This window comes from Aeromonas sp. FDAARGOS 1404 (assembly GCF_019047085.1).
Classification (GTDB): Bacteria; Pseudomonadota; Gammaproteobacteria; order Enterobacterales; family Aeromonadaceae; genus Aeromonas; species Aeromonas veronii.
Window position 1 is genome coordinate 1,957,361 of sequence record NZ_CP077237.1, and the last position, 14,722, is coordinate 1,972,082.

General features: G+C 59.7%; 12 protein-coding genes. 9 read left to right on the forward strand and 3 right to left on the reverse strand.

Translation table 11 applies throughout. From position 1 onward, the window contains the following. Positions 1-65: 65 nt before the first annotated feature. Positions 66-2,585 (reverse strand): class I adenylate cyclase, encoded by a 2,520-nt coding sequence (locus I6L34_RS09125; RefSeq protein WP_021231823.1) that lies wholly within the window; start codon positions 2,583-2,585, stop codon positions 66-68. A 323-nt stretch (positions 2,586-2,908) separates the two neighbouring features. Here I6L34_RS09125 and hemC point away from each other — a divergent pair, with 323 nt between their 5' ends. The 4 genes from hemC to I6L34_RS09145 are packed head-to-tail and all read left to right on the forward strand — an operon-like array spanning position 2,909 to position 6,789. Then, entirely contained in the window at positions 2,909-3,838 is a 930-nt protein-coding gene (gene hemC, locus I6L34_RS09130) for a hydroxymethylbilane synthase (RefSeq protein ID WP_139740585.1), read from the forward strand. Beyond that, entirely contained in the window at positions 3,835-4,569 is a 735-nt protein-coding gene (locus tag I6L34_RS09135; RefSeq protein ID WP_216956637.1) for a uroporphyrinogen-III synthase, read from the forward strand. The genes hemC and I6L34_RS09135 overlap by 4 nt, the downstream gene beginning before the upstream one ends. Beyond that, positions 4,566-5,615 (forward strand): uroporphyrinogen-III C-methyltransferase, encoded by a 1,050-nt coding sequence (locus I6L34_RS09140; protein WP_005336380.1) that lies wholly within the window; start codon positions 4,566-4,568, stop codon positions 5,613-5,615. Before I6L34_RS09135 ends, I6L34_RS09140 begins: the two co-directional genes overlap by 4 nt. Positions 5,616-5,625: 10 nt before the next feature. Continuing rightward, positions 5,626-6,789: a heme biosynthesis HemY N-terminal domain-containing protein gene (locus I6L34_RS09145; RefSeq protein WP_216956640.1), complete on the forward strand. Its 1,164-nt coding sequence runs from the start codon at positions 5,626-5,628 to the stop codon at positions 6,787-6,789. Positions 6,790-6,859: 70 nt separating this feature from the next. Here the strand turns inward: I6L34_RS09145 and I6L34_RS09150 are convergent, their stop codons facing one another. Together I6L34_RS09150 and glpX are read right to left on the reverse strand one after the other, a co-directional pair. Further along, positions 6,860-7,111, reverse strand: a complete 252-nt coding sequence (locus tag I6L34_RS09150; protein ID WP_005336384.1) for a YkgJ family cysteine cluster protein — start codon at positions 7,109-7,111, stop codon at positions 6,860-6,862. Positions 7,112-7,245: 134 nt separating this feature from the next. After that, positions 7,246-8,256, reverse strand: a complete 1,011-nt coding sequence (gene glpX / locus I6L34_RS09155) for a class II fructose-bisphosphatase (protein ID WP_005336386.1) — start codon at positions 8,254-8,256, stop codon at positions 7,246-7,248. Between the two features lie 221 nt (positions 8,257-8,477). On the opposite strand from glpX, the gene I6L34_RS09160 reads away from it, so the two are divergent. The 5 genes from I6L34_RS09160 (at position 8,478) to pbpG (ending at position 14,559) form a co-directional block, all read left to right on the forward strand. After that, entirely contained in the window at positions 8,478-9,533 is a 1,056-nt protein-coding gene (locus I6L34_RS09160; protein WP_216956643.1) for a porin, read from the forward strand. 120 nt (positions 9,534-9,653) lie between these two features. Continuing rightward, complete coding sequence (locus I6L34_RS09165) at positions 9,654-10,574, forward strand: ABC transporter substrate-binding protein (RefSeq protein ID WP_081042896.1); 921 nt, start codon at positions 9,654-9,656, stop codon at positions 10,572-10,574. A gap of 33 nt (positions 10,575-10,607) precedes the next feature. Next, on the forward strand, positions 10,608-11,486 hold the full coding sequence (locus I6L34_RS09170) for a DMT family transporter (RefSeq protein ID WP_216956647.1): 879 nt from the start codon (positions 10,608-10,610) through the stop codon (positions 11,484-11,486). 474 nt (positions 11,487-11,960) lie between these two features. Continuing rightward, the gene (yjeM, locus tag I6L34_RS09175; protein ID WP_236769071.1) at positions 11,961-13,388 is read left to right on the forward strand and encodes a glutamate/gamma-aminobutyrate family transporter YjeM; all 1,428 of its coding nucleotides are present in this window, start codon (positions 11,961-11,963) and stop codon (positions 13,386-13,388) included. A gap of 259 nt (positions 13,389-13,647) precedes the next feature. Beyond that, positions 13,648-14,559 carry a D-alanyl-D-alanine endopeptidase gene (gene pbpG, locus I6L34_RS09180; protein ID WP_019444871.1) on the forward strand — a complete coding sequence of 304 codons (912 nt, stop codon included), beginning with the start codon at positions 13,648-13,650 and terminating at the stop codon, positions 14,557-14,559. The last annotated feature ends 163 nt before the right edge of the window (positions 14,560-14,722 follow it).

The window sequence follows — 14,722 nt, forward strand, 5'->3', positions numbered from 1 at the left end:
CCCTTCCGGCAAAGCAAACGGCCTGCATCTGCAGGCCGTTTTTTATTGCGATTCCAACTGACGGGTCAGCCCACTTCCCGAGCGGGTGGCACCTGTTCGCGCAGAGTGCCCTGACTGCGATAGGGGATCACATCCAGCTCGCCATTCACTTGTACTATCTCGTAGTACTGCGGCAGGTTGAAGTTGATGAACTGCCCATCATCGCTGAACCGCTCGTGATTGGAGGTGTAGAAGCGGTTGACCCCCGCCACCAGCTCATCCTTGTTGCCGGCAAAGTGCTGGTAGATCTCCACCCGGTTCGCCTCATCGAGGATATAGATGTTGGTGCCCGCATCACGGGTATCGAAGAAGAATTGCACCAGCCCTTCGCTGGCGTAGGCATCGACGATGCTCGGCAGATGCTGGCTGTGGGTCTTGTCGAGCCGCAGCGGCAGGTGATCCAGCTTGTTGTGGGAGATGTGACGGTAAAAATCGATGGCGTTTTCCAGCTTCTTCACCGACACCCCGCGCCGCTCGAAGAAGATGCCGTACTTCTCGCGGCCAAGGGCCATGGTCTTGACCAGCTGCTGCTTGTCGCGGGCAAGGCGCAGGTCGATACACTCCGCCACCAAAGTCTGGAAGCGGGAGCGCACCAGAGAGCGGAAGTGCTGGCTGTAGCAGAATACCTCGATCATCTCGGGGGCGGCAGCATCCTGATGCATCTTGCCGAGGATGGTGGTGAGGGCATCGACCACGGCTTCATCCCCCTGGAAGTGCAGGGTTCGGATCTCGCTCCAGGAGTTGCGGTAGACCAGATCCACAGATCCCACCAGACACTCCTGATTGCGACCGAACGAAAAAACATCCACGGTATTGGCGTCGAATTCGATCACCTGCCCGACCCAGTGGCTGGTCGGGTCCATCTCCAAATTGAGGAAGATGGAGAGCTGGCGAATTTCGCACGGCCGACTGAGGGCCAGGTTGGTGGCCAGCGGGTACTTCTCGGGGAAGCAGCCGGAGAGATCGCGGCAGAACTGGTGCAGATTGTCGATGTGCAGATCCGAACCCTGATTGAACAGGTGCACCCGCGACTGAGGCGTCAACAGATCGTTGAAGTAGGCCCAGGAGACCAGCTTGCTGATGTAACCGTTGAACTCCAGCGGCGCGCGGCCAATGATGTCCACCGGCTCCAGCGAATGTTTGTAGAGATACCATCCGGCGCGGTTGAGGCGACCGTGGGGCACCTGCACGAAGCTGAGGTCCGGCTCGCTGAGATCCGGCGCGATCTTGAGGTTGATGCGCTGCACCTTGCCCGGCAGGCTCTCGAACGCGGCGTAGAGTTTGCGCGACAGAATGCCGATATCTTCCGGGTTGATCGACTCGCTGATGTTGTTGCGGCGAGCGAACTGGATCAGGTTGCGGTAGCTCTGCATCAGGGCTTCCAGCAGCTCGGCATGAGCGATCTTCACCTCTTCGATCTTCCACTCGTGGCGATGATCGAGCTGATAGAGCTTGTCCTGACTCCAGCCCCAGTAGGAGACCAGCTGGCTCATCTGCTCGCGACGCCACTCGGGGGAGTGATCATCCTTTGGATGGCTGAGACCGTCGCACACCTTGAGGTAGAAGCAGCGGCGCACCAGATCGAGCCGCGCCATGTCGCCGATGGACTTGAGGTAGTTGGTCACCTTGTCCAGCATCAGACAGTAGTTGTCGAGCCGGTAGTGCATCCCCTCGTTGTGCTGGAACCAGTCGCGACCAATCATCGACAGCAGGCGGGTATTGGGATACTCGTGAGAGTAGGCTTCCATCAGCACCGACTTGAGCACCGCCTTGTAGGGGGAGTCGATCCCCTTGTAGAGCTGCCACAGGGCGGAGCCGAAATACTCTTCGGCCGGAATACGGTCAAAACTGCCGAGATCGAGCCAGTCATCCTGCTTGAGCTTGCCGCTCTCGAACAGCTCGTTCACATACTCATCGTAGTGATCATCACACTCGGTGGGCACCAGATACCAGATCAAGCGTTTGCCCGCGATACGCATGGCACTGCGGTAGAACTCGTCGAGCAACAGCAGGTGCTGGGCACTGCCGCAGCTCTCCCCCTGCATCTGGGCATCGTTGGTCTGGCGGAACTTGTCTTCCGGGATCAGGAAGAAGTTGAGATCGACCCCGCGCTGTTCGGCCCACTTGGAGAGTTGCTGGCACTTCAGCTCCAGCAGATCAAGCCGCTCCTGCGACAAACCGGCCACGTGGCAGACCCAGATATCGAGATCGGAGTGACAGCATTGACCGATGGAGGAGGTGCTGCCCATGGAGTAGAGCCCCTGAATGGCCCGATCATGGGTTGCCAGACCACTCTGGCAGTTGGCGTTGCGGCAGAGGTCATCGATAAAGGCTTGCTGCTCGGCGGTGGCGCTGAAGCTCCAGATGCCATGAGGGACATCACCGGAGACATAACCGGGCAGCAGGGGATGATTGAAGTGCAGCATGACAGGCAGCAGTTGGAATACCTGCTGCCCATAGCGACTCATGAGGCCTAACGCCCGTTGCGTCTTGAGACGGGTAATGTCGTCATAACGCGCAACCAGCGTATCGATGTGTTCCTGCAATGCCCTGCCTATCACCTAAGTGAAAATGACGCACCAAAAGGGGGATACGTCAAAAAAGTGTGATCATGTTAACAATGCAAACAGCGGTGGTAAACAAGCCTTCAGCTAAACGCCAGATTATTTCTGGTATGACCACATCAAGTATCAGGGGAAATCATTAAATTCCAATATATTCAATGAATTAATCAACACCACTTGCTTAATGAAAATCATTTTCAGCATGCATTTTTGAGCTTGGCCCCGCTTTTGCCGGCTCCGCCATGAAAGCCCGGGCAAAGGGTGGTAATATCGATTTCCTTCTAAAAATGAAACAACTGATTGATATGGCAGCCCGAACCCTGAAAATTGCCACTCGCAAGAGCCCGCTGGCCCTGTGGCAGGCCAACTTTGTCAAAGACCGGCTCGAAGCCCTGCACCCGCAGTTGCAAGTCGAACTGGTGCCCATGAGCACTCAGGGTGACAAGATCCTCGATACCCCGCTGGCCAAAGTGGGCGGCAAGGGATTGTTCGTCAAGGAGCTGGAGACCGCCATGCTGGAAGGGCGGGCCGATATCGCCGTTCACTCCATGAAAGATGTGCCGGTGGAGTTCCCCGAGGGGCTCGGCCTGCACACCATCTGCGAGCGGGAAGATCCCCGCGATGCCTTCGTCTCCAATCGTTTCAAGGCCATTGCCGAACTGCCGCAAGGGGCCGTGGTCGGCACCTCCAGCCTGCGCCGCCAGTGCCAGCTGCGCGCCGCCCGCCCGGATCTGGTGATCCGCGACCTGCGTGGCAACGTCAACACTCGCCTTGCCAAGCTGGATGCGGGTGAGTACGACGCCATCATCCTCGCCGCCGCCGGTCTGAAACGACTGGAGATGGCGCACCGCATCACCGCCTTTATCGAGCCGGAACAGAGTCTGCCCGCCAACGGTCAGGGGGCTGTCGGCATCGAATGCCGCCTCGACGATGTTGAGCTGCACGCCCTGCTGGCACCGCTCGAGCACGCCGAGACCCGCGCCCGGGTGCTGACCGAACGCGCCATGAACCGCGCCCTGCAAGGGGGATGTCAGGTCCCCATCGGTGCCTACGCACTGGTCGAAGGCGAGCAGATCTGGCTGCGTGGTCTGGTGGGTAGCCCGGATGGCAGCCAGGTGATCCGCGACGAGATCCGCGGCCCGCTGGCCGATGGTGAGGCCCTCGGCGAGCAACTGGCCCAGCGCCTGCTGGCAGCCGGTGCCGACGAGATCCTGGCCGAGGTCTACCGCGCATGACCCCGCTGGTGGTGCGTCCGGCCATTCAGGCCGCCGAGCTGGTGCAGTTGCTGCGCCAGCACGGTCATGCACCACTCTGCTGCCCGCTGCTGGAAACCGTGGCGGGCAGCGAACTCCCTCTCCTGCCCGACCTGTTGCGCAGTGCCGACGTGGTTATCGCCGTCAGCATCCATGCCGTTCATTTTGCACACGATTTTCTGTTGCAAACTGGTCAGACCTGGCCACATATTGAGTACTTTGCGGTGGGTCAGGCCAGCGCAGATGCGTTTGCCGCCATCGGCATCACGGCAAGTTGCCCGGATGACCCGCGTAGCGAAGGACTGCTGGCCCTGCCCGCCCTGCAGCAGGTAGCAGACAAACGGGTACTAATCCTGCGCGGCAATGGCGGGCGGGATCTCATCGCCAGCACACTGGCCTCACGCGGTGCTCTGGTGCACTATTGTGCGGCCTATGAGCGCCACTACCCCAAGCTAGACGGGGACAGATTGACCCACCACTGGCAGGCAGCGGGGCTGGACAGCCTGCTCATTACCAGTAGTGAACTGCTGCAACGGCTGCTGGAGCTGGTTCCCGACCACCAGCGGCCCTGGCTTTTTGACCGCCTGCTGGTGGTCCCCAGCCCGCGCGTGGCCGAGATGGCCCACTCCGCGGGCTTTATCCATATCACGATTGCCCAAGGTGCATCCAACCAGGCCCTGACGGCCGCACTGGAACTGAGGAAGATGGAATGACAGAACAACAAGAATCCCAGGTCAAACCCCAGCCGACCGCTGCGGTCAATGGCAGCAAGAGCCGCTCCGGTGCCGTACTGGGAGGGGTTGCCATCCTGCTGGCCCTTGGCCTGACCGGCGGTCTCTATCTGCACGGTCACAAGAATGCCGTTGCCCAGCAGGCCGAACTGGCCCAGCTCAAGCAACAGCTGGCGAGCGCCCTGAGCAAGATCGACCAGACCAGCAGCAAGGATGCCGAGCAGCTGGCCGCGCTGGATCAAACCCAGCAGCGACTGCAAGGGGAGATGCAGGGTCTGCAGAATCGGGTACTGGATCTCAACGACAAGCGCCCCAACGACTGGATGCTGGCCGAATCCGAGTATCTGGTACGAATGGCGGGCCGCAAGCTGTGGCTGGAGCATGACCTCGTCTCCGCCATCACCCTGCTCGGCAACGCTGACGAGCGCATCGCCGCCCTCAACGACCCCAGCCTGATGCCGATCCGCAAGGCGCTGGCCGAAGATATCGCCAAGCTCAAGGGGATGCCGCGCATCGACCGCGAGGGGCTGACCCTCAAGCTGGCTGCACTGTCCGACCAGATCGAGCTGCTGCCCCTCTCCACCGTCAGCATGCCGGAAGCCAAGGCCGAGCCGGATCAAGCGGTCAGCACCAATCCCGACGAGTGGGAGAGCAACCTGAAGAAAAACTGGGTCAAGTTCACCGAGAACTTCGTCACCATCCGTCGCCGCGATGGCGCGGTCGAGGCGCTGCTCTCGCCGCAACAGGAGATCTTCCTGCGTGAAAACCTCAAGACCAAGCTGTTGCAGGCCCAGCTCTCCGTCTATCGCGAGCAGCAGGCGCTCTACGAAGACAGCCTGGACAAGGCCCAACGCTGGCTGACCCAGTATTTCGACACCGACAACAGCGCCACCCGCTACATGCAGGGCGAGATCGACAAGCTCAAGGGTGAGCAGATCCAGATCGACTATCCGGCCCAGTTCAAGACCCAGGCCATGCTGGAGCAGGTGCTGACCGAACGCCTGCAACGCATTCTGGCCAGCAGCTGAGGAGGGCACCATGATCCGTATAATCATTCTGGTTGCCGTGATGGTCGCAGGACTGATCTTTGGCCCGCAAGCCTCCGGTAACAAGGGCTACGTGCTGATTGCCCTTGGCAATTACACCATCGAATCTTCCGTCACCAGCGCGGTGATCCTGGCCGTGCTGTTCTACGGCGCCCTGCTGATCGTCGAGTGGCTGCTGGGTCGGGTATTCGGCCTGCGCCGCAAGACCCTCGGCTGGTACGGCTCGCGCCGCCGCCGCAAGGCCAATCAACAGACCGTCGCCGCCACCCTGGCAATGGCCGAAGGGCACTACAGTCAGGCTGAAAAGCTGATGATCAAGGGGGCCAGCAACAGCGACACCCCGCTGCTCAACTACCTGAGCGCCGCCAAGGCGGCACAGGCCCGTGGTGACGACGCCCGCCGGGATCAATACCTGCAAAAAGCGCAGGAGGAGAACCCCAAGGCAGAGCTGGCGCTCACCCTGACCCAGACCCAGCTGCAGATCGAGCAGGGCCAGTACGATACCGCGCTGGCGATGCTGGAGTCAGTCTACGCCCTCAACCCGCGCCACCCCATGGTGCTGGATCAGCTGCGTCAGGTGCATCTGGCCCGTCAGGACTGGAGCGCCCTGTGCGACCTGATCCCGGCACTGCACAAGGTGGGCAAGCTGACCCCGAAACAGGAAGAAGATCTGCTGCAACAGGCCTGGTCTGGTCGCCTGCAACAGGCTGCCGGCAGCCTCGAGACCCTCAAGGCGGTGTGGCAGGATCTGCCGCGCAAGCTGCGCCTTGAGCCAGAACTGCTGGCCTGCTACGGCGATCTGCTGCGCCAGCTGGGCGCCGATGGCGAGGCTGCCACCCTGTGGCTGGAAGCGCTGCGCAAACAGCCAATGCCGCAGTTGCTGGCTCGCCTGCCCAAGCTGAAACTCGACAGCTACCAGCCGCTGCTGGCGCTGCTGCAAAAGCAGCAGGGGCAACCGGAGGTGGACACCGCACTGGCCCAGCTCTATCTGCTGGCAGGTCAGCTGGACGATGCCCAAAAGCTGCTGGAACAGGAGGTGGAGCGGGCGCCGAGCGCCGCCGCCTATCACGCTCTCGGCCAGCTGATGGACAAACGCCGCCTCACCAACAAGGCCAACGAGTACTATCGTCAGGCACTGGAACTGGCGGGAGTCTGATCCCCGGCAAACAGAAACGCGAGAGGCCGCATGATGCGGCCTCTTTTTTTATATCTTCGCCCTGCCCTCGTCAGGTGGTGAGCCGCTCCAGCTCGCCGATCAGCCAGATGGCCTCGGCACGGTGGCTGCCACACACATCCATCATGGGGCGAAAACCGCCGCACACCGCCGGCCGCTCCGGTTGACCGAAGATCTTGCAGCCAAGGGCACTATCGAGCTGGATACAGGGGACGCCAGCCGGTTTGCCATCTGGCATACCGGGAATGGCACTGCTGATACTGGGGGCGATGCAACAGGCAGCGCAGCCGCTACGACACTCCATAGACTCCACTCCTTTGGGACGGTCTGAGCCACCATAGCCGAAGCGGCGGCACAAACGTAGCTGGCGCACAACAAAAAGCCCGACCGCACGGGCGATCGGGCTTCAAACAACACAGCCGGTTCAGCGAGCCATCATCACAGGATGATATCGCGTACCACGCTGTCTTTGCGCTCAAGATAATGGATCGACTTGATACGACGAATGGTACGGGATTTACCACGGATCAACAGAGTCTCGGTGGTCGCCATCACGCCATCGCTGGTGATGCCATCCAGCAGATCACCCTTGGTGATACCGGTGGCAGAGAAGATGACGTTGTCATTCTTCGCCATGTCTTCCAGCTTGAGCACCTTGTTTACGTCGATACCCAGCGCTTCGCAGCGGGCAATTTCCTGCTCGCCCAGCGCACGCACTTCCGGGCTGTCGCCCTTGACGCGGTGACGCGGCACCAGACGGGCCTGCATGTCACCATCCAGCGCGCGGATCACCGCAGCGGAGATCACCCCTTCCGGTGCGCCGCCGATGCCATACAGCATGTCGACTTCGCTGTCCGGCAGACAGGTGAGGATGGAGGCGGCAACGTCACCATCAGGAATGGCGAACACCCGCACACCCAGACCCTGCATCTCCTTGATTGCCTTGTCATGACGCGGCTTGGCCAGGGTAATGACGGTCAGACGGGAGAGCGGCTTGCCCAGCGCTTTGGCCACGGACTTCAGGTTCAGCTCGAGAGCCTGATCCAGGTCGATGGCGCCTTTGGCCTTGGGCCCGACGATCAGCTTTTCCATGTACATGTCAGGCGCTTTCAGGAAAGAACCCTTGTCGCCCACCGCCAGCACGGCAAGCGCGTTGGCCTGACCCATGGCGGTCATGCGGGTACCCTCGATGGGATCGACCGCGATATCCACCGCGTCGCCGTGTCCGGTACCAACCTTCTCGCCGATATAGAGCATCGGCGCTTCATCAATTTCACCTTCGCCGATCACAATCTCACCATCGATCTCGATCTGGTTGAGAATGTGGCGCATGGCCGCTACGGCCGCCCCATCAGCGATATTCTTGTCACCACGTCCGAGCCACTTGTAGCCAGCCAGTGCAGCCGCTTCCGTCACTCGGGAAAACTCGATTGCCAGTTCACGTCTCATCGCATATCCAACCTATGGAGCTCGAAAACGGGCGGCATTCTACCACAAGGGCAAACCTTTGCGCACAAAAGTAGCCGCTGCGAGCAAGAATGTAGCCAATTCATCCAATTGCAACCCAATTGCCATCGACTCTTCATCCAACTGTCACCCCGCTGTCATCCCCGCTGCCTAGCATGACCCCGTTTTCAAAACAAAAGCTTGCAACACCACAAGGGATTAAGATGAAAAAGCTGACTGTAGTGGCACTGGCTCTCACCGCAGCCTTCCAGGCTCAAGCCGTTGAAGTGTACAAAAATGACACCTCCATGCTGGATCTCTATGGCCGTATCTACGCTGGCCACTTCTTTGGTGACAAGAAGGAACTGGATGCCAGCGGCAAACCGAAAAGCGAATACAGCGACAAGCAGGGTGCCAACCAGTTTGTCCGTTTCGGCGCCAAGGCCGAGACCCAGATCCAGAGCGGCCTGAAGGCTCTGGCTCAGTACGAAGTACAGATGTATATCAATGACAGCGAGAAGACCATCAGCGAGAACTCCGACAACCTGCGCACCCGTCTGGCGTTCGCCGGTGTCGGCGCTGACTGGGGCACCGTAACCTTCGGTCGCCAGAAAGGGGCCCAGGGTTTCCTGGCCGACTGGACTGATGTTTCCCTCTCCGACGGCTACGGCAACGACGCGCTGGGCGCCAAGACCGACACCTTCGCCACCAACCGCGCCGGTTCCGTGCTGAAATACTCCGGTCTGTTCAATGGCTTCCAGCTCGACACCAGCTACAAGTTCGACGGTGGTGACACCGAAGAGACCACCAGCAAGGATAGCGACGCCGCCTACGGTGCTGCCGTGGCCTATACCTTCCCGTTCAACCTGTCACTGGGTACCGCCTACAACGTCGGTATCCGCGACAAGAGCGGTGAAGAAGATGCCAAGTTGTGGCTGATCTCCGCCAAGTTCGACAACAAGGCCGCCTACGCTGCCCTGAGCTATGCCGATGGCAGCGACTTCCTGGCGACCGGCACTGATCATACCGGTTGGGAAGCCGCGCTGGGCTACAACTTCGAGAACGGCTTCGGTCTGATGGCCCTGTGGAACAAACAGGAGCAGGACAAGGCTGGTATCAAGAAAGACAACGTGGATTACTACACCCTGGGTGCCCAGTACAAATTCAACAAGAACCTGCGGGTGATTGGCGAGTACCGCATCAACAATCTGGACAGCAAGGAGAGCGGCAAGCTCAACGTTAAGGATGACTTCCAGCTGGCTGCCCGCTACGACTTCTAATCACGGTTTTGCGGGTCCCCAAAGCGCGATGGCTTGCCATCGCGCTTTTTGCTGGGCGTCACTCACGACCGGAGAAAGTGGCCTAGGCTCAATAGTAGATGTATCGCCGGAGAGATGATCATGGTCAGGCTGCCTTTCGTCCTGCTGTTGCTGCTGGCACTTCCCGCTCACGCCCTCTCTATCGCCATGGTGCTGTGGCGCGGTGAAACCGCAGCCGAAGCGGGCTTTCGGGCAGAGCTGACCCGCCTTGGCTATCAGGCCACCATCACCACCTATAACGCCGATCAGGATCGTACGGCGCTGGCAACCATGCTGCGCCAGCAGATGCTGCCGAAACTGGCCGAATACGACTACATCTACACTTTTGGCACCACCGCCACCACCATGACCAAGAGTCTGGTGGCCAACCGCAAGCCACTGATCTTCAACGTGGTATCCGATCCGGTCGGGGCAGACATCCTCTCGGAAGACAAAGCCCAGAACAGCATGGTGGCCGGGGTGAGCAACATGGTGCCGATGGCACTGCAACTGGCCAACGCCAGCGAGCATCTGGCCACCGGAAAACGGCTGCTGCTACCCTTCAACCCCCGTGAGCAGAACACCCTGCTGGTGGCCGATATGCTGCTCAATGAAGCGAAACGCTACCAGTGGCAGATGGTCACCTGGCGAATGGCCCCTGACCCACGGCGGCTGGACAACGAACTGAAGCGGCTGCAACAGGATGCCAAAAACGACATCGTCTTTCTGGCCGCAGACAGCTATCTGCTCTCCATCGCCCCCCGTTTGCTGAATGCATTGAACGAGGCCGCCATCCCTACCATCTGCAGTGCAGAGCTGTTCGTCGAACACGGCTGCAGCGTTGGCACCATCAGCAGCTACGAGGCGCTGGGCAAGATGGCCGCCGGGATCATCCATCGCCACCAGCAGGGAACCGGGCTGCAAGATATTCAGTTGCAGACCGATCCCCATCCCAAACTGGTGTTGGGGCAACTGGGTAACGCCACCACGCAGGAGGCGAGCCCCGAAAAGCCGAAGCCTTGATAAAGATCTCGGCCAATCAGGCTCCGGGCGGGTATGCTGTTGACCCCCATCGCCCGAGAGCCCTTTCCCATGAGCACCACCGTCTTTTTTGCCGTTCTTCTGGCAGCCCTGCTTCACGCCAGCTGGAATGCGCTGGTCAAAATTGGCGAAGAGCGGCTGGTGGGCGTGTCACTGGTGGCGATCTTCTCAGGGCTTATCGCCGCCGTGGCGCTGCTGCCCATGGGGCTTCCCTCTGCTGCCGAGCTGCCCTGGCTCGGCCTCTCAGTCCTACTCCATATCGGTTACTGCCTGTTTCTCAGCCATGCCTACAATCAGGGCGATTTTGGCCAGATCTATCCGCTGGCCCGTGGCAGTGCCCCGCTGCTCGCCATGGCGTTAAGTGCCCTGCTGCTGGGGGACTACCCCGGTTACGGCGGCATCATCGGCGCCTGCGTGCTGATCATGGGGGTCTTGCTGATGGCCTGGCGAGGTGGGCAGCAGCGCCTTGACAGCAAAGCGGTTCGGGCAGCACTGATCACGGCCATGTTCACGGCGACCTATACCCTCTCGGATGGAGCCGGCGCCCGCGCAGGGGGTGAACCGGTACGCTACACCCTCTGGCTCTTTGCCTGTACCGGGCTGGCGATGCTGCTGGTGTTGCTCGTCCACCAAAAGCGCAACGCATGGCGCCAGATCCGCCGCCATGCGCTGTCAGGAATGGCGGGAGGCGCCATGTCACTGCTCGCCTACGGGATTGTTATCTGGGCAATGACCCAAGCCCCCATTGGCGTGGTCGCGGCTCTGCGCGAAAGCAGTGTGCTGTTTGCCATGCTGCTCTCGGTCTGGCTGCTGAAAGAGCCGCTCGGGCGCATGCGGCTGACGGCGGCGGCCATTATCACTGGCGGCGTGCTGCTGACCCGGCTGGGAGGATAAGCGCTGTCGCCATTGGTGCGTATTTATCAGGCAGGATGGCGTAATTCACTCCGCCAAATATGCCGAATACCAATAATGGAAATAAGTCTCGGCCCGGGCGTAAATGTTTACATCCGTAACGTATCAATTAACTGGCAGGTCTGTTTATTTCAACCACAGCTTCATTCGGGAAACTTACCTGCCCAGCAGCATTAATGATAAAATCGTTCACAGTTAATTTTCGGCAACGCTGACCAATACCGCGCATGGCACAGACCATGCCGCTCCGCTCATACATTCATTGACCGCCTGACGGGTAAGCCAGCCCGGTCAGAGATGACCCGATCGCGCCCGCCACAGCAGGATGGCATGGCGCTACCGCGTTATTAATGGGCCCAGTTTCGTCTGTTTAATTTTTGATTATTTTAAATCCAGCACCATCAGGGAGTTTTTAATATGTCGGCAAAAAAGCTGAAGTTGGGCGCTTTTATATTGATGATATTAACATCGGTATTTGGCGTCACTAATATCGGGATCGGTTTTTACCGAATGGGATATGCCGCCATTCCGATGTTCGTGATCGGCGGACTGTTCTTCTTCATCCCGTTCATTTTGATGATGATCGAATTCGGCACCGGTTTTCGCAAAGAGGCGGGCGGTATCTTTACCTGGATGCGCCACTCGGTCTCGACCCGATTCGCCTTTATCGGTCTGACCATGTGGTTCGCCTCCTACGTCATCTGGATGTTTGGCAAGGCGCTCTCCATGTGGGTGCCCCTCTCCTTCATGCTGTTTGGCCGCGACATCACCGTCATCCCGGTCACCCTGGGCACCGGTATCGACTTCGGCCCCTTTATTCTGGGAGTGGTCGCCATCGCACTGGTTGTCATCGTCACCAAGCTCATCACCCTGGGTAGCGCCCGCTTCGCCAAAGTGGCGGCCATCGGCGGTCTCTCCGTGGTGGCACTCAACGTGTTGCTGCTGGTCGGTGGCGTCTTCACCTTCGCGGTGAGCGGCATGACTCTGCAGGAGCCCTTCACCCAGGCATCGCTGACGGCGTCTCCCAATGCCGCTTTCAACGACATCATCCCCTTCCTCGGCTTTATGGTGTTCGCCATCTTCGCCTACGGCGGGGTCGAGGCGATGGCCGGGGTGGCTGACGAGCTGGAAGATCCCGAGCGCGACCTCAAGCGCGGCATCTTCCTCTCCGGCGCCTTCATCGTGCTCTGCTACATCATCGGCTTTCTGGCGGTCGGCTCCATCATGCGCTGGAGCGACTTCCCGGCCGAGGGGATCACCTCTCTCTCCGCCCTCTTCATCATCATGCTGGAGCTGGGGCGCCATCTCGGTGGCGAGTGGCTGGGACAGGTATTCATGCGCTTTGCAGGCCTTGGCATGTTCCTGAGCTATCTGGGTGCCTTTATCGCCCTCTCCTACGCGCCACTGCGCCAGTTCATCACCGGCACCCCGAGCTACTTCTGGCCGGAGCGTTTCCAGCGCGAGAACGAGAATGGCGTGCGCATTGAAGCCCTCAAGGTGCAAGCCTGGGTGGTCTGTCTGTTCATTGCCGCCAAGTCCATCTTTACCCTGATCAACCCGGAAGGGGCCGCCGCCCTCTACGAGCTGATCATCACCATGACCAACGTCGGCATGACCCTGCCCTACATGTTCCTCATCTACGCCTGGTATCGCTATCGCAACAACCCGGCGCTGGGCAAGGACCTGATCTTCTTCAAGAGCGCGGGCTCGGTACTGCTTGCCACCATCATCAGCCTGATCCTGGTCGCCTTCGGCAACGTCTTTACCGTGGTCGCCCCCTTTATCTCCGGCGATATCTCCACCGGTGTCTGGACAATCATTGGCCCGCTGCTGTTCGTGGTGATCGCCATGCGCTTCAAGATCAAGCAGGAAGATGCCCACTAACCGGCAGGCAATGCTCCATGCCAATCGGGACCGTTCTGGTCCCGATTTTTTTAGCGCTGGCTTCCGCTCACCATCACGGCCAGCCCATAGTTTCAATGCAAAAAAAGACTCCATGGAGACCTCTTTTACGCTCTCCTCGCCGTCAGAGCGCGCTCAACGCCGTAAATTATCAATATCAAGGTGAGAATGATTGTGAAGCGCCAGTTCACGACATATAACTTAGCGAGATATCCCTGTATTTCGTCCGGTAGAGCTGATCATGATGATGCGTTCCCTTCTTCCCCTGTTGCTTGGCGCAGTAATGCTGCCGGCCACTATGGACAGTGCCCATGCCAACCCCTTTGCCGCCAGCAGCAAGAGCAGCAGCGGCTTTCTCGAGCGACGGGATGTGCCCAACCTCAGCTCGGCTGCCTTCGTGGTGGCCAACCACAGAACCGGCGAGGTGATCTCCGAGCGCAACGGCAACCGGGTAATGCCCATCGCCTCACTCACCAAGCTGATGACGGCGCTGGTGGTGCTGGATGCCAACCTGCGCCTCAACGAAATGCTCACCGTGACCAATGCCGACATCGACCGCATCAAGGGAACCGGTTCACGACTGGCCATCGGCTCCAGGCTCAGCCGCGCCGAAATGCTCCATATCGCCCTGATGTCCTCTGAAAACCGCGCCGCCTCGGCGCTGGCCCGCCACTATCCCGGCGGCCAGCGTGCCTTTGTCGAGGCGATGAACGCCAAAGCCCGCATGCTGGGGATGTGGAATACCCGCTACGCCGACAGCACCGGGCTCAACCCGCGCAATGTCTCCACCGCGCAGGATCTCGCCAAACTCGCCGCCGCAGCGGCCTCCTATCCACTGATCCGCCAGTACTCCACCGACGAGCAGAGTTATGTGCGCACCAACAAGCGTCAGCTGCACTACCTCAACTCCAACCGGCTGATCCGCGAAGGGCAATGGGAGTTCACCCTCTCCAAGACCGGCTATATCCGCGAAGCGGGCCGCTGTCTGGTGCTGGGCACCAAGGTCAATCGTGAGCCGGTGATCATGGTGCTGCTCAATGCCGAGACCACCAACGATCGGGTCGCCGATGCCAAGCGGATCAAAACCTGGCTGGAGAGCTCGGGCAGAACCACCCTTGCAGCCAACCAGAGCAGCATGCTGACTCACCAGTAAGCTCGAGATCCCCAACCAAGCGAGGCACCTGCCTCGCTTTTTTTATCTGCATGAGCGCGCCCAAAAAATGGGATCCAGTTCCCGTTACAGGTAACACCTTCCGCCATCCCGTTACAAAACGTAACTACTCAACAGTGTGATTCACACTAATAGAATCAATTGG

What these genes read in the sequence shown, in the direction of transcription:
- hemC (WP_139740585.1), top strand. Translation starts at nt 2,909, where the DNA reads ATGGCAGCCCGAACCCTGAAAATTGCCACTCGCAAGAGCCCGCTGGCC.
- glpX (WP_005336386.1), bottom strand. Translation starts at nt 8,256, where the DNA reads ATGAGACGTGAACTGGCAATCGAGTTTTCCCGAGTGACGGAAGCGGCT.
- I6L34_RS09145 (WP_216956640.1), top strand. Translation starts at nt 5,626, where the DNA reads ATGATCCGTATAATCATTCTGGTTGCCGTGATGGTCGCAGGACTGATC.
- I6L34_RS09165 (WP_081042896.1), top strand. Translation starts at nt 9,654, where the DNA reads ATGGTCAGGCTGCCTTTCGTCCTGCTGTTGCTGCTGGCACTTCCCGCT.
- I6L34_RS09160 (WP_216956643.1), top strand. Translation starts at nt 8,478, where the DNA reads ATGAAAAAGCTGACTGTAGTGGCACTGGCTCTCACCGCAGCCTTCCAG.
- I6L34_RS09135 (WP_216956637.1), top strand. Translation starts at nt 3,835, where the DNA reads ATGACCCCGCTGGTGGTGCGTCCGGCCATTCAGGCCGCCGAGCTGGTG.
- I6L34_RS09140 (WP_005336380.1), top strand. Translation starts at nt 4,566, where the DNA reads ATGACAGAACAACAAGAATCCCAGGTCAAACCCCAGCCGACCGCTGCG.
- yjeM (WP_236769071.1), top strand. Translation starts at nt 11,961, where the DNA reads ATGATATTAACATCGGTATTTGGCGTCACTAATATCGGGATCGGTTTT.
- I6L34_RS09150 (WP_005336384.1), bottom strand. Translation starts at nt 7,111, where the DNA reads ATGGAGTGTCGTAGCGGCTGCGCTGCCTGTTGCATCGCCCCCAGTATC.
- I6L34_RS09170 (WP_216956647.1), top strand. Translation starts at nt 10,608, where the DNA reads ATGCTGTTGACCCCCATCGCCCGAGAGCCCTTTCCCATGAGCACCACC.
- pbpG (WP_019444871.1), top strand. Translation starts at nt 13,648, where the DNA reads ATGATGATGCGTTCCCTTCTTCCCCTGTTGCTTGGCGCAGTAATGCTG.